Source organism: Aeromonas sp. QDB68, from assembly GCF_027707405.1.
Lineage (GTDB): Bacteria > Pseudomonadota > Gammaproteobacteria > Enterobacterales > Aeromonadaceae > Aeromonas > Aeromonas caviae.
The window spans coordinates 13,130-35,419 of the sequence record NZ_JAPCIQ010000038.1; the positions used below are offsets into that span (position 1 = coordinate 13,130).

Annotated in this window: 19 protein-coding genes and 1 pseudogene; 17 read left to right on the forward strand and 3 right to left on the reverse strand. The window is 63.1% G+C overall.

Annotated elements, in window-relative coordinates; genetic code table 11:
- Positions 1 to 41 precede the first annotated feature (41 nt).
- Entirely contained in the window at positions 42 to 755 is a 714-nt protein-coding gene (locus tag PG892_RS12555; RefSeq protein ID WP_373871654.1) for an acyl-homoserine-lactone synthase, read from the reverse strand.
- 64 nt (positions 756 to 819) lie between these two features.
- On the opposite strand from PG892_RS12555, the gene PG892_RS12560 reads away from it, so the two are divergent.
- From PG892_RS12560 to PG892_RS12570, 3 genes are all read left to right on the forward strand, one after another.
- A complete protein-coding gene (locus PG892_RS12560; protein ID WP_010672766.1) occupies positions 820 to 1,602 on the forward strand; it encodes a LuxR family transcriptional regulator in 783 nt (260 codons plus the stop codon).
- Positions 1,603 to 1,864: 262 nt separating this feature from the next.
- Entirely contained in the window at positions 1,865 to 2,485 is a 621-nt protein-coding gene (lysE, locus tag PG892_RS12565; protein WP_041214378.1) for an L-lysine exporter, read from the forward strand.
- Between the two features lie 127 nt (positions 2,486 to 2,612).
- A complete protein-coding gene (locus PG892_RS12570; protein WP_223933589.1) occupies positions 2,613 to 4,592 on the forward strand; it encodes a bifunctional 2',3'-cyclic-nucleotide 2'-phosphodiesterase/3'-nucleotidase in 1,980 nt (659 codons plus the stop codon).
- Between the two features lie 333 nt (positions 4,593 to 4,925).
- Here PG892_RS12570 and lpxL read toward each other — a convergent pair whose 3' ends face one another.
- On the reverse strand, positions 4,926 to 5,849 hold the full coding sequence (gene lpxL, locus PG892_RS12575; protein WP_010672769.1) for an LpxL/LpxP family Kdo(2)-lipid IV(A) lauroyl/palmitoleoyl acyltransferase: 924 nt from the start codon (positions 5,847 to 5,849) through the stop codon (positions 4,926 to 4,928).
- Between the two features lie 248 nt (positions 5,850 to 6,097).
- On the opposite strand from lpxL, the gene hldE reads away from it, so the two are divergent.
- Positions 6,098 to 7,525, forward strand: coding sequence for a bifunctional D-glycero-beta-D-manno-heptose-7-phosphate kinase/D-glycero-beta-D-manno-heptose 1-phosphate adenylyltransferase HldE (hldE, locus tag PG892_RS12580; protein WP_039039759.1), 1,428 nt, complete (start codon positions 6,098 to 6,100; stop codon positions 7,523 to 7,525).
- Between the two features lie 154 nt (positions 7,526 to 7,679).
- On the opposite strand, the gene tolC is transcribed toward hldE, so the two are convergent.
- Positions 7,680 to 9,005, reverse strand: coding sequence for an outer membrane channel protein TolC (gene tolC, locus PG892_RS12585; protein ID WP_029313618.1), 1,326 nt, complete (start codon positions 9,003 to 9,005; stop codon positions 7,680 to 7,682).
- Between the two features lie 306 nt (positions 9,006 to 9,311).
- Between tolC and nudF the strand changes: the two genes are divergently transcribed.
- The 13 genes and pseudogenes from nudF (at position 9,312) to PG892_RS12650 (ending at position 21,995) form a co-directional block, all read left to right on the forward strand.
- Positions 9,312 to 9,953 (forward strand): ADP-ribose diphosphatase, encoded by a 642-nt coding sequence (gene nudF, locus PG892_RS12590; protein WP_010672772.1) that lies wholly within the window; start codon positions 9,312 to 9,314, stop codon positions 9,951 to 9,953.
- Positions 9,954 to 10,052: 99 nt separating this feature from the next.
- The gene (locus tag PG892_RS12595) at positions 10,053 to 10,499 is read left to right on the forward strand and encodes a DUF1249 domain-containing protein (protein WP_039039758.1); all 447 of its coding nucleotides are present in this window, start codon (positions 10,053 to 10,055) and stop codon (positions 10,497 to 10,499) included.
- Positions 10,500 to 10,526: 27 nt separating this feature from the next.
- Positions 10,527 to 11,345, forward strand: coding sequence for a 3',5'-cyclic-AMP phosphodiesterase (gene cpdA, locus PG892_RS12600; RefSeq protein ID WP_039039757.1), 819 nt, complete (start codon positions 10,527 to 10,529; stop codon positions 11,343 to 11,345).
- Positions 11,346 to 11,354: 9 nt separating this feature from the next.
- Positions 11,355 to 11,942, forward strand: a complete 588-nt coding sequence (locus PG892_RS12605) for a YqiA/YcfP family alpha/beta fold hydrolase (protein ID WP_223933583.1) — start codon at positions 11,355 to 11,357, stop codon at positions 11,940 to 11,942.
- Positions 11,943 to 11,944: 2 nt separating this feature from the next.
- The gene (locus PG892_RS12610; protein ID WP_039039755.1) at positions 11,945 to 12,568 is read left to right on the forward strand and encodes an NUDIX hydrolase; all 624 of its coding nucleotides are present in this window, start codon (positions 11,945 to 11,947) and stop codon (positions 12,566 to 12,568) included.
- Positions 12,569 to 12,604: 36 nt separating this feature from the next.
- Positions 12,605 to 13,009, forward strand: coding sequence for a GFA family protein (locus tag PG892_RS12615; protein ID WP_201935770.1), 405 nt, complete (start codon positions 12,605 to 12,607; stop codon positions 13,007 to 13,009).
- A gap of 171 nt (positions 13,010 to 13,180) precedes the next feature.
- On the forward strand, positions 13,181 to 13,423 hold the full coding sequence (locus PG892_RS12620; protein WP_039039819.1) for a DUF1656 domain-containing protein: 243 nt from the start codon (positions 13,181 to 13,183) through the stop codon (positions 13,421 to 13,423).
- Positions 13,416 to 13,622: a hypothetical protein gene (locus PG892_RS22640; RefSeq protein ID WP_223933585.1), complete on the forward strand. Its 207-nt coding sequence runs from the start codon at positions 13,416 to 13,418 to the stop codon at positions 13,620 to 13,622. The genes PG892_RS12620 and PG892_RS22640 overlap by 8 nt, the downstream gene beginning before the upstream one ends.
- Positions 13,523 to 14,281 (forward strand): HlyD family secretion protein, encoded by a 759-nt coding sequence (locus PG892_RS12630; RefSeq protein WP_223933591.1) that lies wholly within the window; start codon positions 13,523 to 13,525, stop codon positions 14,279 to 14,281. Before PG892_RS22640 ends, PG892_RS12630 begins: the two co-directional genes overlap by 100 nt.
- A 1-nt stretch (position 14,282) precedes the next feature.
- Positions 14,283 to 16,287: pseudogene (locus PG892_RS12635) on the forward strand (FUSC family protein).
- 113 nt (positions 16,288 to 16,400) lie between these two features.
- The gene (gene parE / locus PG892_RS12640; RefSeq protein WP_210555979.1) at positions 16,401 to 18,299 is read left to right on the forward strand and encodes a DNA topoisomerase IV subunit B; all 1,899 of its coding nucleotides are present in this window, start codon (positions 16,401 to 16,403) and stop codon (positions 18,297 to 18,299) included.
- 250 nt (positions 18,300 to 18,549) lie between these two features.
- Positions 18,550 to 20,844 carry a DNA topoisomerase IV subunit A gene (gene parC, locus PG892_RS12645; protein WP_210555978.1) on the forward strand — a complete coding sequence of 765 codons (2,295 nt, stop codon included), beginning with the start codon at positions 18,550 to 18,552 and terminating at the stop codon, positions 20,842 to 20,844.
- A 110-nt stretch (positions 20,845 to 20,954) separates the two neighbouring features.
- Complete coding sequence (locus tag PG892_RS12650; protein ID WP_052815317.1) at positions 20,955 to 21,995, forward strand: IS481-like element ISAs19 family transposase; 1,041 nt, start codon at positions 20,955 to 20,957, stop codon at positions 21,993 to 21,995.
- The last annotated feature ends 295 nt before the right edge of the window (positions 21,996 to 22,290 follow it).

The following is a 22,290-nucleotide window of genomic DNA, read 5'->3' on the forward strand; positions in this document are numbered from 1 at the left end:
TGAGATGTGACAGTAGCCCTGAAATGAGATTCATAAGATACTCATCCAGTCCGTTTTTGCATGGGGTGGAAACGGACCATAGCGAGCGTCTTGAATCCCGGGCCGGTCCCGGGACTTTTTTTGCTCAGATGACGGCGAGCAGAGCATCCCCCGGCGGCCGGTAATGGCCCTGCAGGGGGGCGATGGACGGCGCGGTCGAAACGCTCGTCCAGGTGGAAGCGGATGCCGACCCCGCGCACGGCCCCCAGATCCACCGCCTGGCGATGGCCGAGGCGCTCGATGGGCAGGCCGAGGCGACGGAAGATGCGCTCCACCGGCAGGCTGACCACGGCCACCAGCTCGCGGATCCCCTGCTCCCTGGCGAAGGCCAGCACCTCGCGGAAGATGACGCAGGTGAGTTCGCTGATACCGTTCTCCAGGCGAGGGGCCCGGTCGGCGTCGATGGCGAGGCGGGTCAGCTCCCACACGTCGTTGCCGCGCGGGGGGGCTTCGCCAGCGAGGGCGGTGGGGAAGATGCTGGGCAGCATGTAATCCTGGGCGCAGCTGAGCAGGCGGATGCAGCCGCACAGCCCCTGCTTGTCTTCAATCAGCACCCAGTGGGTGTCGGGCTTGTCGAAGTTGTCCCGCTCCAGGCCACGGCGGGATTCCACGTCCCAACCGAGTCGATCGGAGAAGACGCGGTTGCGAAATCGGTAGAGCTCGTTTTCGACCTCCCATCTGGGGTGTTCTTTCAATTTTCCTTTGAAAACAAGCATTCATGTCTCTCCATTTCATGGTTAGGCGCTATAATCCAAGGCCTTGGCCAGGGGAGGCTTGCCTATGACACGCGACCAACTGCTTGAGTACCTGGAACATTTCACGCTGGTGACCGATGGCAACCGGTTGTCCGAGCTCATCGGCCGCTTCACCCTGGGAATGGGTTACGACTACTACCGCTTCGCCCTCATCCTGCCCATGTCGATGCAAAGGCCCAAGGTGGTGCTGTTCAACCAGTGCCCCGACTCCTGGGTACAGGCCTACACCCTGAACAACATGCTGGCATGCGATCCCATCATCCAGCTCGCCCGCAGGCAGACCCTGCCCATCTACTGGAACCGGCTGGACGAGAAGGCGCGCTTCCTGCAAGAGGGGAGCATGGATGTGATGGGGCTGGCGGCGGAATTCGGGTTGCGCAACGGCATCTCGTTCCCGCTGCACGGGGCGGCGGGGGAGAACGGCATACTCTCTTTCATCACCCGGGAGCGGGCGTCGAGCGATCTGATGCTGGAGTCCTCGCCCATCCTCTCCTGGATGTCCAACTACATCTTCGAGGCGGCGATCCGGATCGTGCGCCAGAGCATGAGGGAGGACGATCCCCAGGAGCCCCTGACGGAGCGGGAGACCGAGTGCCTGTTCTGGGCCAGCGAAGGGAAGACATCGGGGGAGATCGCCTGCATCCTCGGCATCACGGAGCGCACCGTGAACTACCACCTCAATCAGGTCACCCGCAAGACGGGGTCGATGAACCGCTACCAGGCCATCGCCAAGGGGGTGAGCAGCGGCATCCTGCTGCCGAACCTGGAGCAGGTGGTGGTCACCAACTTCCCCTCCCTGCTGCAGTGAATACAGGCCCGGCGGCACCGGCTCGTCGCCTGGCATCCCCTCTGTCGCCATCACCGCTGTCCTGCGCCGTCCCATCCTGCCGCCGATTCTCGGGGCGGGGCTGTGACCCCACAATTGTCAGATCCTGCAATTGACAACCTTCTTTGTGTGGTTTCGGCCCGGTTTTCATCAGTTTTATGAATGCATCAGAAAATGAATGAATTTCTCTGATTACCCGCGCCCCCTTATAGTGCGTTTCTCTCTTTCACAGGAACGCATCCCCATGTTCGCCACTACCCTGCAAGGCTTTACCCTCGGCCTTGCCATGATCATCCCCATCGGTGCCCAGAATGCCTTCGTGCTGAGCCGGGGCATTCACCGCAACCACCACCTGCTGACGGCCACCCTCTGCTGCCTGTGCGATCTCGTGCTGATCGGGATAGGGGTGTTCGGCGGCGCCAATCTGCTGGCGGCCAGCCCGATCGGGCTGGCGCTGCTGACCTGGGGCGGGGTGCTCTTCCTCGGCTGGTTCGGGGTGCGCTCCCTGCGCAGTGCCTGGCGCGGCCAGGAGGCGGCCCTGGCGGACTCGCCCCGGTTGATGGGGGTGAAGAGCGTGCTGGCCATGACCCTCGGAGTGACCCTGCTCAATCCCCACGTCTACCTGGATACCCTGATGCTGCTTGGCTCCTTCGGCAGCCAGTTTGCCGAGGAGCTCAGACCCGCCTTCGCGGCGGGGGCCATGCTGGCTTCTCTGGTCTGGTTCTACGGACTGGCGTTCGGGGCGGCGGCACTCTCCCCCTGGCTTGCCCGGGGCCGGGTGCAGCAAGCCATTGATCTTGTTGTAGGTCTCATCATGCTGGTGCTGGCGGCCAAGCTGGCATTGGGTGCCATATTGGCCTCATGAGGCTATTTTTGTGCCGGGCTTCATAAAAATGAGTCCCGGTGCCATCTGCTGACATATTCGTCTGTTAAATTCCAGGCGCTGGTAAAGCGTTACTCATAATAAAAGGGAAAAAACAGTGAATAACACCATGAAGCTGGGGGCTATTGCCGCCATCGTGCTGCTGTCTGCCTGCAGCAACGAGAATGACAGCAAGGCGCAGCCGGGGACCGTCTCCCTGCGCCTGATCCAGACCTCCGACATCCACTCCAACGTGCTGGGGTACGACTACTACCAGAACAAGGAGGATCGCAAGTTCGGCCTCTCCCGCACCGCCCTGCTGATCCGCGCCGCCCGCGCCGAGAACCCCAACAACCTGCTGCTCGACAACGGTGACCTCATTCAGGGCACGCCGCTGGCGGACTACATCTTCGAACAGTCCGGTGCCGGCTACCTCGAGAAGCAGGCGCACCCGGTGTTCAAGGCGATGAACGAGCTGGGCTACGACGCGGGCAACCTGGGCAACCACGAGTTCAACTACGGCCTGGACTACCTCGGCAAGGTGCTGGCGGGAGCCGACTTCCCCTATGTGAATGCCAACGTGTTCGAGGCGGGGGCCTTCAAGCGCGATGCCAAGGGACAGATTGACTGGAGCGGCAACAAGTTCACCCCCTATCTGCTGCTGGAGCGCGAGGTGACCGATGACAAGGGCCAGCGCCAGCGCGTCAAGGTGGGCATCCTGGGTCTGACCCCGCCCCAGGTGCTGCAGTGGGACAAGCGTCATCTGGAGGGCAAGGTGGTGGTGGCCGACATGGTCGAGACCGCCAATCACTATGTGCCCGAGCTGCGCGCCAAGGGCGCCGACATCGTGGTGGTGGTGGCCCACACCGGCATCAATGCCAGCAGCTACGAGGCCATGATGGAGAACTCCGCCTGGCACCTGGCCAAGGTGAAGGGGGTGGATGCCCTGATGCTGGGCCACGCCCACAAGAACTTCCCGGGTGACTTCCCGGATCTGCCGGAGGTGGACAATAAGGCCGGTACCCTGAGCGGTATTCCCACCGTGATGCCCGGCTACTGGGGCAACCACCTCGGCATCATCGACCTCAAGCTGGAGCAGGTGGACGGCAAGTGGCAGGTGAAGCAGAGCCAGGCCAGCCTGCGCAAGATAGACGCCAGCGAGGGCAGTGCGGTGGATCAGCGGGTGGTGGACCTGGTGCAGGCGGATCACGACGCCACCAACCAGTGGCTGGACGAGCCGCTCGGCAAGATCACCTCCCCCATCCACAGCTTCTTCGCCCTGGTGCAGGACGACCCCTCGGTGCAGCTGGTGAGCGATGCCCAGCGCCGCCACGCGGAGCAGTTGCAACAAGACGGCCTGCTCAAGGAGTCCTACCCCATCCTCTCGGTGGCGGCCCCCTTCCGTGGTGGTCGCAACGGCATCAACGACTTCACCTACGTGGCTCAGGGTGACATCTCCCTGCGCAACGTCTCCGACCTTTACATCTATCCGAACACCCTGCAGGTGGTCGAGGTGAACGGGGCCACCGTCAAGGAGTGGCTGGAGATGAGCGCCGGCCAGTTCAACCAGATCGACACCGGCAAGACCGGGGTGCAGTGGCTGGTGAACGAGAGCTTCCCCACCTACAACTTCGATGTGATTGACGGGGTCAACTACGAGGTGGACATCACCCAGCCGGCCCGCTACAGCAAGGACGGGGTCAAGGTGAGCGACGGCCAGCGCATCAGCGGCCTCACCTTCAACGGCCAGCCCGTGGACCCGGCCCAGAAGTTCTACGTGGTGACCAACAACTACCGCGCCAGCGGCGGCGGCCACTTCCCGGGCATCGACGGCAGCAACATCGTCCATGAAGATCCCTTCGAGACGCGGGAGATCATCGCCCAGTACCTGAAGGCCCAGTCTGCGGACAACCCGGTCGGCTTCAGCCCGGCGGCCAACAACAACTGGCACATGAAGGCCCTACCCGCCAACGTGGACGTGCGCCTCTACTCCTCGCCGACCGACGAGGCCAAGGCCCTGGCGGGGGCGGATCTGTCGTACCAGTCCACCCTGCCGATGGATGACGCCAAGCACCCCGGCTACGCCATCTACCGCCTGATCCGCCAGTAAGGCAGACGCTGGCAGTCAACAAAAAAGCCCTCGCAGTGCGAGCAATGCTGTTCAGATAAGCACATTTTTGACTAATTATTCATAAATGCGACTTGAGTTGGGGGAGCAAGGCTGTTTCCAGTCGATGTTCCTTCAGCCTTTATCCAGCGTGGCTTGCAATAGAAAGAGGGAGGCATCATGCCTCCCTCATTTTTTAGCCCTGATACTACGTGGACTGGAACTCAAATTCTCTTAAGTGAACAGCATTGCTCGCAGTGCGAGGGCTTTTTCATGGGGCGCGGTGCCATCCTGTCCTGTCGTCTGGACTTGCCCGGTCGACGGGGCGGGAGGGCATCAGTAGTAGCCGGGATCGTCCGGATTGGGGCGGGTCTTGAAGCGGCGGTGCAGCCACATGTACTGCTCCGGCGCTTTGCGCACGGCGGCTTCAATCTCGCGGTTGGCGCGGCTGGCATCCGCCATGTCGTCACCGCTCGGGTAGTCCGCGAGCGGGGCCCCGATATGCAGGGTGTAGCCCTCCCGGGTGCGGATGTTGTAGCAGGGCAGGGTGACGGTGTTCTTCACCCGGGCCAGGGTGGCGGTACCCGTGATGGTGGCGGCCTGCTCCACCGCGAAGTAGGGCACGAAGACGCTGGCATGGCTGCCGTAGTCGTGATCCGGTGCATACCAGAGGGCGTCGCCGTTGCGCAGCGCCTTGATCATCCCCTTCACGTCCATCCGGTCCACCAGGTATTTGTTGGAGGCGCAGCGACCGTGGTACTGGGCGTACTCCAGCACCGGATTGGTGTTGGGGCGATAGACGCCGACCCCTGGGCGCACCAGGCCGAAGCAGCGGGCATTGAGTTCAAGGGTGAGGAAGTGGCAGGAGAGCAGCAGCATCCCCTGGCCCTTCTCCATGGCGTTGATGACGTGCTCTTCCCCTTCCACCTTCATCAGGCGGCGCATCCGCCAGTCTGGCCAGAACCAGGCCATGCCCACCTCGAAGATGGCGCAACCCACGCTCTCGAAGTTCTGCACCAGGAGGGCTTCGCGCTCATCCCGGCTGAGCTCGGGCATCGCCAGCTCCAGGTTGCGGCGGGCAATCTTGACGCGGGATTTCAGCAGTTTGCGGGCCAGGGTGCCGAGCTGGCGGCCCAGCCACATCTGGCTGCGCCAGGGCAGCAACACCAGCAGCCAGAGCAGGGAGAGGCCCAGCCAGCTCCCCCAGTAACGGGGATGGAACAGACGGGGTTCGAGGCGGGGAGCGTGTTCTTGGGCCATGAAGAGTCTCTTGTTCGCAAAGGCAAAGGGGGGAGTCCGACCGAACCGGGGGGCCTGTATGGGGTGGCCCGGCGCGGATGCGGTCACTCGCATGTGGAGGATTCTATCCGAAAAGCGGGGGCGGGCGCGAATCGCCGTCATCTGGTCAGAGGGGGCATCAGGGGGCAGGGCCGTGCTTTTTTCACGCCCCGGAAAAGAGTGTGATAAAATCGGCCGCTGAATTTTTCAGGTTTTGAGAGCCGATACAGATGAAAATCACCCTGCCCGAGTTTGAAAAAGCCCGCATCCTGGTCGTTGGCGATGTCATGTTGGATCGCTACTGGCATGGCCCTACCGGCCGGATCTCCCCCGAGGCGCCGGTCCCCGTGGTCAAGGTCGAGCACATCGAGGAGCGTCCGGGTGGCGCCGCCAACGTGGCGCTCAACTCCGCCGCCCTCGGCGCCCAGGCCGTGCTGCTGGGCCTGACCGGTCAGGATGAAGCCGCCGATGCCCTCGCCAGCCAGATGGCCGGGGTCAAGGTGGCTTGTGATTTCGTGCGCCTGACCGACTATCCGACCATCACCAAGCTGCGGGTGCTGTCCCGCAACCAGCAATTGCTGCGCCTCGACTTCGAAGAGGCCTTCCACGACGTGGATGCCAGCCTGCTGATGGGCAAGGTGGAGCAGGCGCTGCCCCAGGCGGACGTGATGATCCTCTCCGACTACGGCAAGGGCGCCCTCAACGATGTGCCCGGCATGATCCGGCGTGCCCGCGCCGCCGGTATCCCCGTGCTGGTCGACCCCAAGGGGACCGATTTCGAGAAGTACCGCGGTGCCACCCTGCTGACCCCCAACATGTCCGAGTTCGAGGCCGTGGTGGGCAAGGTGAAGGGGGAAGAAGACCTGGTCGCCAGGGGGCTGGAGCTGGTCAAGCGCTTCGAGCTGGACGCCCTGCTGGTCACCCGTTCCGAGAACGGCATGACCCTGATCCGCGAAGGGCAGCCCGAGCTGCACCTGCCGGCCCAGGCCCACGAGGTCTATGACGTCACCGGTGCCGGTGACACCGTTATCTCCACCCTGGCGACTTCCCTTGCCGCAGGCAAGAGTCTGGACGAGGCCTGCGCCCTGGCCAACACCGCCGCCGGCATCGTGGTCGGCAAGCTGGGAACCTCCACCGTGAGCCCGGTGGAGCTGGCCAACGCCCTCTACACCGAGCAGGAGACCGGTTTTGGCGTCATGTCCGAGGCCCAGCTCAAGGTGGCCGTCCAGGCCGCCCGTCTGCGCGGCGAGAAGGTGGTGATGACCAACGGCTGCTTCGACATTCTGCACGCGGGTCATGTCTCCTATCTGGCCAATGCGGGCAAGCTGGGGGATCGCCTGATCGTGGCGGTGAACACCGACGAGTCCGTGCGTCGCCTCAAGGGGCCGGGTCGCCCGGTCAACCCGACCGAGCGCCGTATGACGGTGCTGGCGGCCCTGGGTGCCGTGGACTGGGTGGTGCCCTTCTCCGAGGATACTCCGCAGCGTCTGATCGCCGAGATCCTGCCAGACCTCCTGGTCAAGGGGGGCGACTACAAACCCGAAGAGATCGCCGGTTACGCCGAGGTGACCGCCAATGGCGGCGAGGTACGGGTGCTGAACTTCGAGGACGGCTGCTCCACCACCGACATCATCAAGACCATCCGCGAGCGCGGATAAGCGTAAAACCCGGCCAAGGCCGGGTTTTTTGATGGGGCTGCCGGGTCGGTGACATGGCCGCTGCCTGGCAGGCCCCGACCAACGCACTTCCAGCGGCGAACAGAGATGAAAAAGGCGACCCCGGGGTCGCCTTTTCTCATGGTGTGCGCCTGGCTCAGGACTTCTTGGTGACCTGGGCGGCGGGCATCAGACCCTGGTTCACCTCTTCCAGATCCTTCTGCTCCAGGATGCCGGCGGCCTGCTTGAGGGAGAGGATGCTGAGGATGTAGTTGTAGCGGGCCTCGGAGAGCTTCTGCTTGGCCTGATACAGCTTGCGGGTGGAGTCCAGCACGTCGACGATGGTGCGGGTACCCACCTCGTAACCGGCCTCGGTCGCCTTCAGGGCGCTGTCGGCGGAGATGACGGACTGGCTGTAGGCGCGGACCGAGCCGATGCTGGCGTTCACGTTGTTGTAGGAGGAGCGGACCGTGCTCTGTACCGAGCGGAAGCTGCGTTCGAGCTGTTCGCTGGCAGCCACGTAGTTGAACTGTGCCTGCTTGACCTGGGAGGTGGTGGCCCCGCCGGTGTAGATGGGCAGCTTGAAGTTCAGGCCGATGTTGCCCTGATTGCTGTTGCTCTCGGGGTTGCGGATCTCGTCCTTGTAATCGTTGTAACCGGCGTTCAGGCCGGCGCCCAGATCCAGGGTCGGTTCATGACCGGTCTTGGCCAGATCGATCTGCTCCTTGGCGATGTCCTTGCCGATGCGGGCGCTGTGCAGCTCCAGGTTCTTGTCCAGGGCCAGTTCCAGCCACTTGTCGGAGTTGAACGCGGTCTTCTGCGGGCTGAAGCGATCGGTGTTGAGCACGTCCAGTTGACGGTGGTCGATACCGGTCAGCTCGCGCAGGCTCTCGTAGCTGTTGTCCAGGGTGTTCTCGGCATTGATCTCGTCCGCCAGCGCCTGATCGCGCTCGGCCTCGGCCTCGTGCACGTCGGTGATGGCGGTCAGGCCCACTTCGAAGCGCTGCTGGGTCTGTTCAAGCTGACGCTCGACCGCGGTCTTGTTGGCACGCACGAATTCCAGGGTATCCATGGCCTTGAGCACGTCGAAGTAGGCCTGGGCGGTACGCAGCATCAGGTTCTGGTACTCGAGGTTGTAGGCCACGTCGGACTGGGTGGCGCTCTTCTCGGTCAGATCCAGGTTGACCCAGTTGCTGCGACGGTAGATGGATTGATCCAGGGTCACGGAGCCGGTAGCGCCCGTGTTGGTCATGGTGTCGTTCTTGTTTTGCAGGTAGTTCAGGCCGGCGCCCAGGTTGATCTGGGGCAGCAGGGCTGCACGGGATTCGTTGATCTTCTCGAAGGCCTGGTCCCGCTTGGCCTTGGATTCCAGCAGCTGGGTGTCCTTGATCTGGGCCTGTTGGTAAATATCGAGCAGGTTTTCGGCATGAGCGGCGCCGCTCACACCCAGCATCACCATGACTGACAAGAGTGTTCTTTTCATATGATAGTTTTAACCTTTTGTATCAACCCAAAGCTGTCCGCTGGATGAAGGGGGGATTGTCACCGACCAAGCTTGATTTCAGCTTAACCACTCTACTATAAGCAGATTTCATTGCGAACTGTCTCTTTTCCAGCTGCGGAAACGTCAAGGTCCGGGGCGAGTTTTCTCGGCAACGCGCCTAGCCAAATGCCCTGTGGCTGCTAAAATCCTTCCCTCATCGTCGGCGAGAGCGAGTGAATGAATGTTCATTCATGCCCCCGAATATTATGGTCAAACCAAGCCAAGTCAAGCTGGCAGGAGTCTCGAATGTCACAGCAAGCCTTGCCTCAAACCTGCCACTACTCCAGCGATGATGTGAAAATCATTGAAAAATCAGCTGGATATAATGGCTTCTTCAAGGTGAATGTCTACCGCCTGCAACACAGGCTGTTTGCCGGTGGCTGGAACGCCCCCATCGTCCGGGAACTGTTCGAACGTGGCCATGCCGCCGCCCTGCTGCCTTATGATCCGGTGCGGGACGAGATCGTGCTGGTGGAGCAGTTTCGCATCGGTGCCATGGAGACCAGCGCCACCCCCTGGCTGCTGGAGCTGGTGGCCGGCATCATCGATGAAGGGGAGACCGCCGAGGCTGTGGTGCGGCGCGAAGCGGTGGAAGAGGCTGGGATCGAGGTGGGACGCTGCGAACACGCCATCAGCTATCTGGTGAGCCCGGGTGGCAGCACCGAGCGCATCGAGGTGTTCGTGGGCGAGGTGGATGCCAGTCAGGCCAAGGGGATCCACGGTCTGGCGGAAGAGGGGGAAGACATCCGGGTCCACGTGGTGAGCCGCGAGCAGGCCTATGCCTGGCTCAAAGAGGGGCGCATCGACAATGCCGCCTCCGTCATCGCCCTGCAGTGGCTGGCTCTCAATCACGGCGAGCTGCGGGCACGCTGGCTGGCGGGGCGCTGAGGTGACGCTCGTTCAGACCCGGGTCAGGTGCCCTGTGTCCGACTGGAACACTGTGCAGTGGGTCCACCCTTCATGGACCCTGATTGAGGGAGCCGCGACATGTCATTAGTCCAGAGCCCGATGAAGCGCTATGTGCCTGATTTGATGTCCTTGCAGCGTACTTGCGAGGTCAATTACATGGCGCTGATGAAACTGTTGCCGCCCGGCGGCAGCGTGGGTGCCGAGCGCCGCTATCAGGTCGGCAACGGCCTGCAGTTCCAGCTCACGGTGACCGAGGAGAGCCGCTTCACCAGCCAGGTGATCCTGGCCCAGCACAACCCCGAATTGCCGAGCTACTTGCAAGCCCGGATAGAGATTCGTTTGTATCATGATGTGCGAATGGCGGAAGTGTGTGCGGCGCAACAGATTTCAATGTTGCAACCACGTTATGATTATCCCAATCAAAAAATGCATCACAGGGATGAAAAGGAGCAGGTAAATCTATTCTTGGCCGATTGGTTGAGATTTTGTCTCAAACACGGCACCAGCCTGATTAACATCCTCTAGTCGAACCCATAAAAAAGAAGCGTGATTTTGGAAACAGAGCTACCTCAGGCGCCGGACGGCAGTGTGCGCCTGTTACAGATTACCGATACCCATCTCTTCGCCAGTGCAGAGGGGCGGCTGCTGGCCGTACCCACGGCGCAGAGCCTGGCCGCCGTGCTGGAGCGGGTGCAGGCCAACGAGCACCCGTTCGATCTCATCCTCGCCACCGGGGATCTCTCCCAGGATCACAGCCCGGAGTCCTACCAGCGCTTCGCCTCCATGATGGCCCCCCTGGCTCGCCCCATCTACTGGTTGCCCGGCAACCACGACGACGGCCCCCTGATGACCGAATACCTCCATGCGGCCGGCATCAGCGAGGCCAAGCAGCTGGTGGGGGATCACTGGCAGGTGATCCTGCTGGATACCCAGGTGCGCGGCAAACCCCACGGGGTGCTGGGGGATCACCAGCTGGCGGCCCTGGATCAGGCCCTGCGCCAGCATCCCGAGCGCCATGCCCTCATCGCCCTGCACCATCAGGCGGTGCCGGTGGGCTGCGCCTGGCTGGATCAGCACAACCTCAAGAATGCCGACGACCTGTTCGCCGTGCTGGCCCGCCACCCGCAGCAGAAGACCATCCTGTTCGGCCACGTCCATCAGGAGTTTGACGAGGTGCACCACGGAGTGCGGCTCATCGCCAGCCCCTCTACCTGCATCCAGTTCAAGCCGCTCTCCGACGGTTTCGCACTGGACGAATCCGGCCCGGGCTGGCGCTATCTCACCCTGCACCCGGATGGCCGGGTGGCGAGCCAGGTGTGGCGCCTGCCGCTGGGCCAGTTCGTGCCCGACCCCAATGCCACCGGTTACTGAGGGGTTGCCATGAAGCCCGTCCTGCTCTACCTGCACGGTTTCAATTCATCCCCCGGCTCGGCCAAGGCGCAGCAGATGGCGGCCTGGGTGGCAGAGAACAGGCCCGATATCGAGGTGGTGATCCCGGCCCAGCCCAACACCCCGGCCGCCGCCTGGGCTGCCATCGAGCAGGCCATCGCCGACCTGAAGGCCCGCCACGGCAGCGCCCTGCGACTGGGCGCCGTGGGTAGCTCCCTCGGTGGCTTTATGGCGACCCGGGTCAGCGAGCGATACGGTTGCCGCGCCGCCCTCATCAACCCGGCGGTGCGCCCCCACGAGCTGCTCTGCGACTACCTCGGCCCCCAGACCAACCCCTACAGTGGCGAACGCTATGAACTGCTGCCTGTGCACATGGACGAGCTGAGAGCGCTGGCGGTGCCGGTGACTGCTCCCGAGCGGCTCTGGGTGCTGCAACAGCAGGAGGACGAGGTACTCGACTATCGCAAGGCGCTGGACGAATACCGCTTTGCCCGTCTCTCCCTGGAGTGCGGCGGCGATCACGCCTTCACAGGCTTCGAGCGCTACCCCGCCCAGATCGTCCGTTTCCTCGGGCTCTAGCCATGCAACCGCCGTTGGCCGCCTTCCTCGAACAGGTGCTGGCCACGGCCCAGGCGGGGCTCACTTACTCCCGCGATCCCTTCGACATCGCCCGCTTCGAGGCGCTGCGAGCGGCCACGGTAACGCTCATCGCCAGCCAGAGCGAGCTGGCTCCCGACGCCATCGGCGACTGGATTGCCCTCGACAGTGGCTATCCTACCCCCAAGCTCGATGTGCGGGCCTTCATTCAGAACGACGCGGGCCATATCCTGCTGGTGCAGGAGCGCAGTGACGGTTGCTGGACTCTGCCGGGGGGCTGGTGCGACATCGGCGATTCGCCTGCGGACGCCGTGGTGCGGGAAGTGAGCGAGGAGACCGGCCTCGCCTGTCGGGCGGTGCAACTGCTGGCCCTGTTCGACAAGCTCAAGCATCCCCATCCCCCGCAGTTGCCCCACGCCCACAAGGCCTTCTTCCTGTGCGAGGTGACGGGGGGCGCTCTGCTTACCGACACCGATGAAACCAAAGGGGCGGGGTACTTCCCCATCGACGCCTTGCCCGAACTCTCCCGCCACCGGGTGGTGGCGTCCCAGTTGCGCACCCTGCATGACCATCTGTCGCAGGGGCGGGGGGATACCCTGTTCGATTAACCGGTTCGCAGCCTGACACTGCGGCAAGGAGGCAGCATGATCACACGCATCGGCAATACCCCCATCCAGAAGAAACACAAGGCGAGCTGCCACTGCGGCGCCGTGGTGCTGGAGCTGACCCTGCCGGATGGCGTGGTGGACCCGCGCCGCTGCGACTGCTCCTTCTGTCGGCGGCGAGGGGCCATCGTCGCCTCGGTGCCGCGCTCCGGCATCCGCATCCTGCAAGGGGAGGCGGCGCTTCGCTGCTACCAGTTCAACACCCGCACCGCGAAACACTACTTTTGCAGCGTCTGCGGCATCTACACCCATCACCAGCGCCGATCCAATCCGGCGGAATATGGCTACAACCTCGCCTGTCTGGAGGGGGTCAACCCGTTCGATCTGGGAGAGGTGCCGACCCGCGACGGGGTGCATCACCCGGCAGATACCGATGCCGATTGAACGCGAGGTGACTGCACCGACGGGTGGCGGGGAGGACGGGCGAGGCGTTGTCGTGCCACTCCCGTGACGACACCTCAGGGGGTCATCTGCTTGTGTAGCCCCCGCCACGGCTGTGTTAACCTTGCCCTGTCCGTCTCCCGGCGGACCCCGGCCTCTCTCTTCATTCCATCTCTGCCAACAGGGGGCACACCCGTGACGACTGCTTCAGCGCTGCCGGATCTGATCCTCGGGGCCTCGCTCTACTTTCCGCCCCTGTTCAAGGCTGTGCTGCTCGGCCTGCTGGGCTGGCTGCCGCTGCACCATCTGCTGCGGGACTGGCTCTACGGCGGCGAGGTCTGGCACCCCCTGCTGATGGATCTCTCCCTCTTCATCCTCGCCGTCAGCGGCGCCCTATGGATATTGCTACATGGCTAAATCACCCCTTGCGACCCTCAAATACTTCTCCACCCTGCTGGTCTTTGCCCTGGCGCTGGTGTCGCTCTGGTGGCTGTGGAACGACTACATGCAGGGTCCCTGGACCCGGGATGGCAAGGTGCGGGCCGAGCTGGTCAGCATCACGCCCCAGGTGTCGGGCAAGATCGTCAGGATAGGGTCAAGGACAACCAGCTGGTGAAGGCGGGGGACCTGCTCTTTACCCTGGATCCCGAGCCCTATCGCATCGCGCTGGACAACGCCAGCGCGGCCCTGGCCAAGGCCAGGTCGGATCTCGACAAGGCGGAGCACGAGGCGAACCGTCGCCAGAGCCTCTCCCGCACCGTCATCTCCGCCGAGGCGGTGGATGAATCCAGGCTCAATGCCCAGGCGATGAAGGCGGCTTATGAGGTGGCCCAGGCCAATCTGGAGCAGGCCAGATGGTCCCTTGCCCGGACCGAGGTCCATGCCGCGAGCGACGGCTACATCACCAATCTGCAGGCCAGGGTCGGCAACTACGCCACCGCCGGGGTGCCCCTGGTGGCCCTGATAGACACCCACTCCTTCTATGTGCAGGGCTATTTCGAAGAGACCAAGCTCAGGCACATCGCCCCCGGCAAACCGGCCGAGGTGGTGCTCTACAGCGGGGATCGGGTACTCAGGGGGGAGGTGGAAAGCATAGGGCGCGCCATTCACGATCAGAGCCTGGAAGGCAGCGAGGGGCTGCTGCTCGACGTCAAGCCGAACGTGCCCTGGGTGCGTCTGGCCCAGCGGGTGCCGGTGCGGATCAGGCTGCTGGCGATTCCCCCGGATCTGGTCTTGATCGCGGGCACGACCTGTACCATCACCATAGGGGACTAGAGTGATCCCCTCGCTCTGGCGCCAGACCCCCTGGGGCAAGGCCAACGGCGGCCAGTGGCGCTACGCCCTGCGCAATGCCCTGGCCATGTGCCTGTCGCTCTGGCTGGCGTTCGTGCTGCAACTCGACTCTCCCTACTGGGCCATGACCTCCGCCGCCGTGGTGAGCTTTCCCACCGTGGGGGGCGTCATCAGCAAGAGCCTGGGGCGGGTGGTGGGCAGCCTCATCGGCGCCATGGCGGCGGTGATGATCACCGGCCTTGGCATCGGTGATCCCTGGCTCTTCAGCCTGCTTATCGCCCTCTGGCTGGGGGGTTGCACCTACATCTCCAACCACCATCAGAACAACGTCTCCTACGGTTTCGCCCTGGCGGGCTATACCGCCGCCATCATCGCCTTCTCCTGCGTCAACCTGACCGACCCGCAACATATCTTCGACATCGCCCAGGCCCGGGTGAGCGAGGTGATCGTCGGCATCCTCTGCGGCGGCCTGATGATGATGATCCTGCCGAGTTTCTCCGATGGCGAGACCCTGCTGGACTCCCTTGGCAAGAGCCAGACCCGGCTGCTGGAACATGCCCAGCTGCTCTGGCTCGGGGAGACGGGCGCCGATGTGCGCACCGCCCACGAGGGGGTGATCGGTCAGATCCTCACCCTGAACGTGCTGCGCATCCAGGCAGTTTGGAGCCACCACCGCCTGCGTCGCCACAACCAGTTGCTGAACTATCTGCTCCATCGCCAGCTGAGGATGGTCAGCCTCATCTCGGGGCTGCGCCGCATGCTGCAACACTGGCCAGAGGACGCCGTCGACCCGGCCCCCATGCTGGCCGCCGTGCTGCGGGAGCTGGGACAGGGGGGGCTGCGACAAGCTGCGCATTGCCCGCCTGATGGCGCCCTTCGTGGCCCGTTCGGGGGATGATTATCGCTGTCAGGCCTTCTGGCTGCGGCTGCGCCACTTCTGCTGGAGCTACCTGGAGTGTCAGCGCTGGCTGGAAAGGCTGGCCCGACACGATGGCCAGGAGTGGCCGGCGCCGCCGCGCCACAGCTCTCTGACCAGCCACACCGACGGCCTGGAGGCGGCCTATAACGGGGGGCGTACCTTCCTCTGCGTGATGCTGGGCTGCACCTTCTGGATCCACAGCCAGTGGGATGCGGGCGCCGCGGCCCTGACCCTGCTCGCCATCTGCTGCGTGCTCTATTCCGCCACCCCGGCCCCGGCGAAGGGGGCCCAGACCATGCTCAAGGCCATCGTGCTGCTCAGCTTTATCTGCTTCGGGGTCAAGTTCGGGCTGATGATCCGCATCGACGACTTCTGGATCTTCTGCGCCCTGCTGTTCCCCGCCCTCATCACCCTGCAACTGCTGAAATTGCAGCGCCCCCAGGGGGCGGCGCTCTGGGGCCAGCTCATCGTGCTGCTCGGCTCCTTCCTCGCCATCACCAATCCGCCGAGCTACGACTACCTCGCCTTCGTCAACAGCAGCCTTGCCCAGGCACTGGGGGTGATGAGCGCAGGGCTGGCGTTCCAGCTCCTGAGGCCCAGCTCGGATCGGCGCAAGAGCCGCCGCCTGATGCATCGTCTGCGGCGGGATTTCGTGGACCAGCTGGCCCCGGCCCCGCATCAGAGCGAGGGGGAGTTTGAATCCCGGGTCTATCACGCGGTGAGCCAGCTCAGCCAGAGTCAGGATCAGGGGGCCCGGCTCTGGGTGCTGCGCTGGGGCGTGGTGCTGCTCAATTGCAGCCACATCGTCTGGCAGCTCAGGCTCTGGCGCAGCCGGGATCCGGCCCTCTATCTGGTGCGGGACGGCTGTCTGCGCTGCCTGAAAGGGATTCTGACCGAAGGGGGCGTGCAGCACGAGACCCTGGGGCGCACCCTGGCGGAGCTGGACCGCATCAGCCTGGGGCTGGGGGAACATGCAGACCCGGCGGCCCGGGCTCTGGCGGGGCTGGTGTGGCGACTCCACTGCTCCCTCTCCCAGCTTGTGCAGGCCCTGCCCGGGGAACCCGCCTGATCCCGGGCAGGGAGGCCGGAGCCCCTCTGGATCACCCTTTGCCACAGACGAGTTTGTCCCAGCCCCGCTCAGCGAGTAAGATTCTCCCCAAACGTCAATTCGCAAGGCCCTCCATGTCCACTCAATACAATGCGGATGCCATTGAGGTCCTCAATGGCCTTGAACCGGTGCGTCGCCGCCCCGGCATGTACACCGACACCACCCGGCCCAATCACCTCGGCCAGGAGGTCATCGACAACAGCGTCGACGAGGCGCTGGCGGGTCACGCCCGCAATCTGGAGGTGATCCTGTACGAGGATCAGTCCCTCGAGGTGATCGACGACGGTCGCGGCATGCCGGTGGACATCCACCCGGAGGAAGGGGTCTCCGGCGTTGAGCTGATCCTCTGCAAGCTGCACGCGGGGGGCAAGTTCTCCAACAAGAACTATCAGTTCTCCGGTGGCTTGCACGGGGTGGGGATCTCCGTGGTGAACGCCCTCTCCGATCGGGTCGAGGTGACGGTGCGCCGGGACGGCCAGGTCTATGACATCGCCTTCGAGCGGGGCGAGAAAGTGCAGGAGCTGACCATCACCGGCACCTGCGGACGCCGCAACACCGGCACCCGGGTGCACTTCTGGCCAGAGGCGCGCTACTTCGATTCGCCGCGCTTCTCGGTCTCCAAGCTCGAGCACCTGCTCAAAGCCAAGGCCGTGCTCTGCCCGGGCCTCACCATCAAGTTCCTCGACAAGAACACCGGCATCAAGCTGGAGTGGTGCTACGAAGACGGCCTCAAGGATTACCTCATCGATGCGGTCAAGCAGTTCACCTGCCTGCCGGAGCAGCCCTTCGTCGGCTCTTTCAGCTCCGAGCAGTCGGCGGTGGACTGGGCCCTGTGCTGGTTGCCGGAAGGGGGCGAATGCCTCGCCGAATCCTATGTGAACCTCATTCCCACCGCGCTCGGTGGCACCCATGTCAACGGCCTGCGCCAGGGGCTGCTCGACGCCATGCGCGAGTTCTGCGAGTTCCGCAACCTCTTGCCCCGCGGGGTCAAGCTGACCCCGGAAGACATCTGGGATCGCTGCGCCTACATCCTCTCCATCAAGATGCAGGACCCGCAGTTTGCAGGGCAGACCAAGGAGCGACTGTCGTCCCGCCAGAGCTCGGCCTTCGTGTCGGGCGTGGTGAAGGATGCCTTCAGCCTCTATCTGAACAGCAACACTGAGCTGGCCGAACAGCTGGCGGAGCTCTGCATCTCCAGCGCCCAGCGCCGGATGCGCGCCGCCAAGACGGTGGTGCGCAAGAAGATAACCCAGGGCCCGGCCCTGCCCGGCAAGCTGACCGACTGCGGCTGCGCCGACCCCATGCAGGGGGAGCTCTTCCTGGTGGAGGGTGACTCCGCAGGCGGCAGTGCCAAGCAGGCGCGCGACCGCGAGTTTCAGGCCATCATGCCGCTTCGCGGCAAGATCCTGAACACCTGGGAGGTGGAAGCCGGTCAGGTGCTCGCCTCGCAAGAAGTGCACGACATCTCGGTGGCCATCGGGCTTGACCCCGACTCCGACGATCTCAGTGGCCTGCGCTATGGCAAGGTGTGCATCCTGGCGGATGCGGACTCGGACGGTCTGCACATCGCCACCCTGCTCTGCGCCCTCTTTGTGAAGCACTTCCGCACGCTGGTGGAGAAGGGCCATGTCTATGTGGCCATGCCGCCCCTCTATCGTATCGACATCGGCAAGGAGGTCTTCTACGCCCTCGACGAGGACGAGAAGAACGGCGTGCTGCAGCGGGTCGAGGCCGAGAAGAAGAAGGGCAAGGTGATGGTGACGCGATTCAAGGGGCTGGGCGAGATGAACCCCAAGCAGTTGCGGGAAACCACCATGGATCCGAACACCCGCCGCCTGGTGCAGCTCACCATGGGCGAGGCCGGGGAGGAGGGGGACGAGACCCTGCAACTGATGGACATGTTGCTGGCCAAGAAGCGCGCCGGTGATCGCCGTGAGTGGCTGGAAGAGAAGGGCAACCTCGCCATCATCTAAAGCGAGTCGCAAGTACCCCACCCCTCCCCTTCGCAAGGGGAGGGGGCCAAGCCTCTCCTCCCCCTCATGGAGGGGGAGGTTGGGAGGGGGTCTTGTGATTCACCGTCGGCCCCCTGCCGACCCGCATTTCCGGCGTGCCCTCTGAGGGCGCGCCATAGCAAGAGAACAACCTTATGAGTGATGCTATCGAGCTCAGTCTGTTGGATGAAGTAGAGCGCCAACCAGCTCCCGAACCGAAAGAGATAATCACATGAGTGATGCCATCGAGCTCAGTCTGGACGGGGTAGAGCGCCAGCCAATGCGCACCTTTACCGAGCAGGCTTACTTGAACTACTCCATGTACGTCATCATGGATCGGGCCTTGCCGCATATCGGCGACGGCCTCAAGCCCGTGCAGCGGCGCATCATCTACGCCATGAGCGAGCTGGGTCTGTCGGCCCTCTCCAAGCACAAGAAGTCCGCCCGTACCGTGGGTGACGTGCTGGGTAAATATCACCCCCATGGCGACATCGCCTGTTACGAAGCCATGGTGCTGATGGCCCAGCCCTTCTCCTACCGCTACCCGCTGGTGGACGGTCAGGGCAACTGGGGGGCGCCGGACGATCCCAAATCCTTTGCCGCCATGCGTTATACCGAGGCGCGGCTGTCGCGCTTCTCCGAGCTGCTGCTCTCCGAGCTCGGCCAGGGCACGGTGGAGTGGACGCCGAACTTCGACGGCACCATGAAAGAGCCCGTGGTGCTACCCGCCCGCCTGCCCCACATCCTGCTCAACGGGGTGACCGGTATTGCGGTGGGGATGGCGACAGATATCCCGCCCCACAACGCGCGGGAAGTGGCCCACGCCTGCGTGGAGCTTTTGGATAACCCCAATGCCGGCCTGGATGCCCTGATGGCCCATGTGCAGGGGCCGGATTATCCGACCAACGCCGAGATCATCACGCCCCGCGACGATATCCGCAAAATCTACGAGACCGGCAAGGGCTCCATCAAGCAGCGGGCGGTGTGGAGCGAGGAGGATGGCGACATCGTCATCACGGCGCTGCCTCATCAGGCCTCCGGCGCCAAGATCATGGAGCAGATTGCCGCCCAGATGGTGGCCAAGAAGCTGCCCATGGTGACCGATCTGCGGGATGAATCGGACCACGAGAACCCGACCCGTCTGGTGATCGTGCCGCGCTCCAACCGGGTGGACGTAGAGGGGCTGATGGCCCACCTGTTCGCCACCACGGACTTGGAGAAGAACTACCGGGTCAACCTCAACATCCTGGGTCTGGACAACCGGCCCCAGGTGAAAGACCTCAAGACCATCCTCACCGAGTGGCTGAGTTTTCGCCGCGAGACGGTGCGCCGCCGCCTGCAGTATCGCCTCGACAAGGTGCTGGCTCGCCTGCACATCCTCGAAGGCTTGCTGATCGCCTACCTCAACATCGACGAGGTGATCGAGATCATCCGCACCGAGGAGGAGCCGGGCCGGGTGATGATGGAGCGTTTCAATATCAGCGAGACCCAGGCCGAGGCGATCCTCGAGCTCAAACTGCGCCACCTGGCCAAGCTCGAAGAGTTCAAGCTGCGCGCCGAACAGAATGAGCTGGCGGAAGAGCGCGACAAGCTGGAACTGATCCTGGGTTCCGAGCGCCGTCTCAGCACATTGCTCAAGAAAGAGATCCTGGCGGACGCCGAGAAGTACGGCGACGATCGCCGCACCCCGCTGGTGGAGCGCGCCACCGCCGTGGCGCTGACCGAGAAGGAGCTCACCCCGAGTGAGCCGGTGACCGTGATCCTCTCCGACAAGGGTTGGGTGCGCGCCGCCAAGGGTCACGACGTGGATGTGGAGGGCCTCTCCTACAAGGCGGGGGACGGTTATCTGGCCCACGCCCATGGCCGCAGCAATCAGCAGGCGGTGTTCCTCTCCACCCTGGGGAGAACCTACTCGCTGGAGGCGCATACTCTGCCGTCGGCCCGCAGTCAGGGCGAGCCACTCACCGGTCGCTTTGCGCTGGGGGCCGGCGAAGAGGTGCGTCATCTGGTGATGGGGAACGAAGGCGAGCCGTACCTCATCTGTTCTGACGCCGGCTACGGCTTCGTCTGCAAATATGACGACCTGATCGGTAAGAACAAGAACGGCAAGGCGCTGCTCACCGTGCCGGAAGGGGGCATTGTCATGGCGCCCCAGAGGATAGGCGCGCCGGACACGGATCTCTGCATGGCCATCTCCAACGAGGGGCGGATGCTGCTGTTCCCGCTCAACACCCTGCCGGTACTCGGCAAGGGCAAGGGCAACAAGCTCATCAGTATCCCGTCGGCACGGGTGAAGGCGCGGGAGGAGTTTGTGGTGATGGCGGCCATTATCCCGCAGGGCCAGTCGGTCACCCTGTTTGCTGGCAAGCGCAAGCTGACCCTCAAGCCGTCTGACCTTGACTACTACCGCGGCGAGCGCGGCCGCCGCGGCGCCAAGCTGCCCCGCGGTCTGCAGCGCGTCGATCGCATCGAGATTGAACCCGTCGCCGGCGCCGAGCCGGCAGCCGGGGAAAATCAGGAAGGGTAATTTGTATGGAGATGGTATTCACCTGACAGTTGCCCACAAAAGGGAGTGGTCATACGGCTTCAAACCGGATAACAAAACGGTACCCCTACCGTGTTATCCGGAGTCACCGTATGACCACCAACGAGAAAGTAGCACGTCGTAAACTCAGCCTGCTAGAGCTCGCCAAAGAGCTCAATAACGTCAGCAAAGCCTGCAAGCTCATCGGCTACAGCCGCCAGCAGTTCTACGAGATTCGCCGTAACTACCAGACCTATGGGGCTGAGGGCTTGCTCGACAAACTCCCCGGCTGTAAAGGGGCGCATCCCAACCGGGTCGCTCCCGAGATTGAACAGGCTATCCTCGATTACTCCCTCACCAGACCAACCCATGGCCCGCTGCGGGTCGCGCAAGAACTGGCTCTGCAAGGCATCAACGTCAGTGCGGGCGGTGTGCGTGGCGTGTGGCAACGTCACGACTTGCTCTCCAAGCATGACCGCTTGTTGCGCCTTGAGAAAACCCATAGGGAACAGACGATTGAGCTCAATGACGAGCAGATCCGCCTGCTCGAGCGCTTCAGCCCCGAGTTTCGCGAACGCCAAATTGAGGTTCACTACACCGGGGAACTGGTGGCGGTCGACACCTTCTTCGTCGGCGCACTCAAGGGGGTGGGCAAGGTGTATCTGCAAACCGTACTGGACTGCTACAGCCGCCACGCCTGGGGACGGCTCTACACCAGCAAGCTGCCGGTGACCTCGGTCCATGTGCTCAACGAAACGGTCCTGCCGTTCTTCGAGGCTCACGAGGCGCGGGTCTATACCATCCTGTCGGACAACGGGCGCGAGTTCTGCGGGCGCCCTGACCATCACCCCTACGAGCTGTTCCTGCAACTGGAGGGGATTGAGCACCGGACCACCAAGGTACGCAGGCCGCAGAGCAACGGCTTTATCGAGCGGCTACATCGCACCCTGCTGGATGAACACTTCCGTATCAAGGGGAGGACGATCTGGTATGAATCAGTGGAGCAGATGCAGACAGACCTGGACAGCTATCTGGATCACTACAACACCCAGCGGCCACATCAGGGCAGGATGATGGAGGGTCAAACCCCCTACAGCATGTTCAAAAAGGGTCTGAAATTGATACCGAAGGAAGTGCGCACTAAAGTAGCGTAAACAAGACACCGGTTTGAGGCCGGTGTCAGGTGATAACTAGATCTGTACAGGTAATTAATAGAGAAGGGAGCGAATAAATCGCTCCCTTTTATAATTTATTTCTAGTAGTTAATGGATTCATAAATCCAACCTACAAAATTAAATCATGGCATGACCGCCTCAAACTCTGCTCTCTCAACAAAATATTGGTGAGCAGTCACATCGAATAAAATTTCAACTAAATAACTGATCCCAATAGTGCTACACCTTCGCTGTGCCATAGCCATTCCCCGGGAAAGGAGACACGGTATCCATG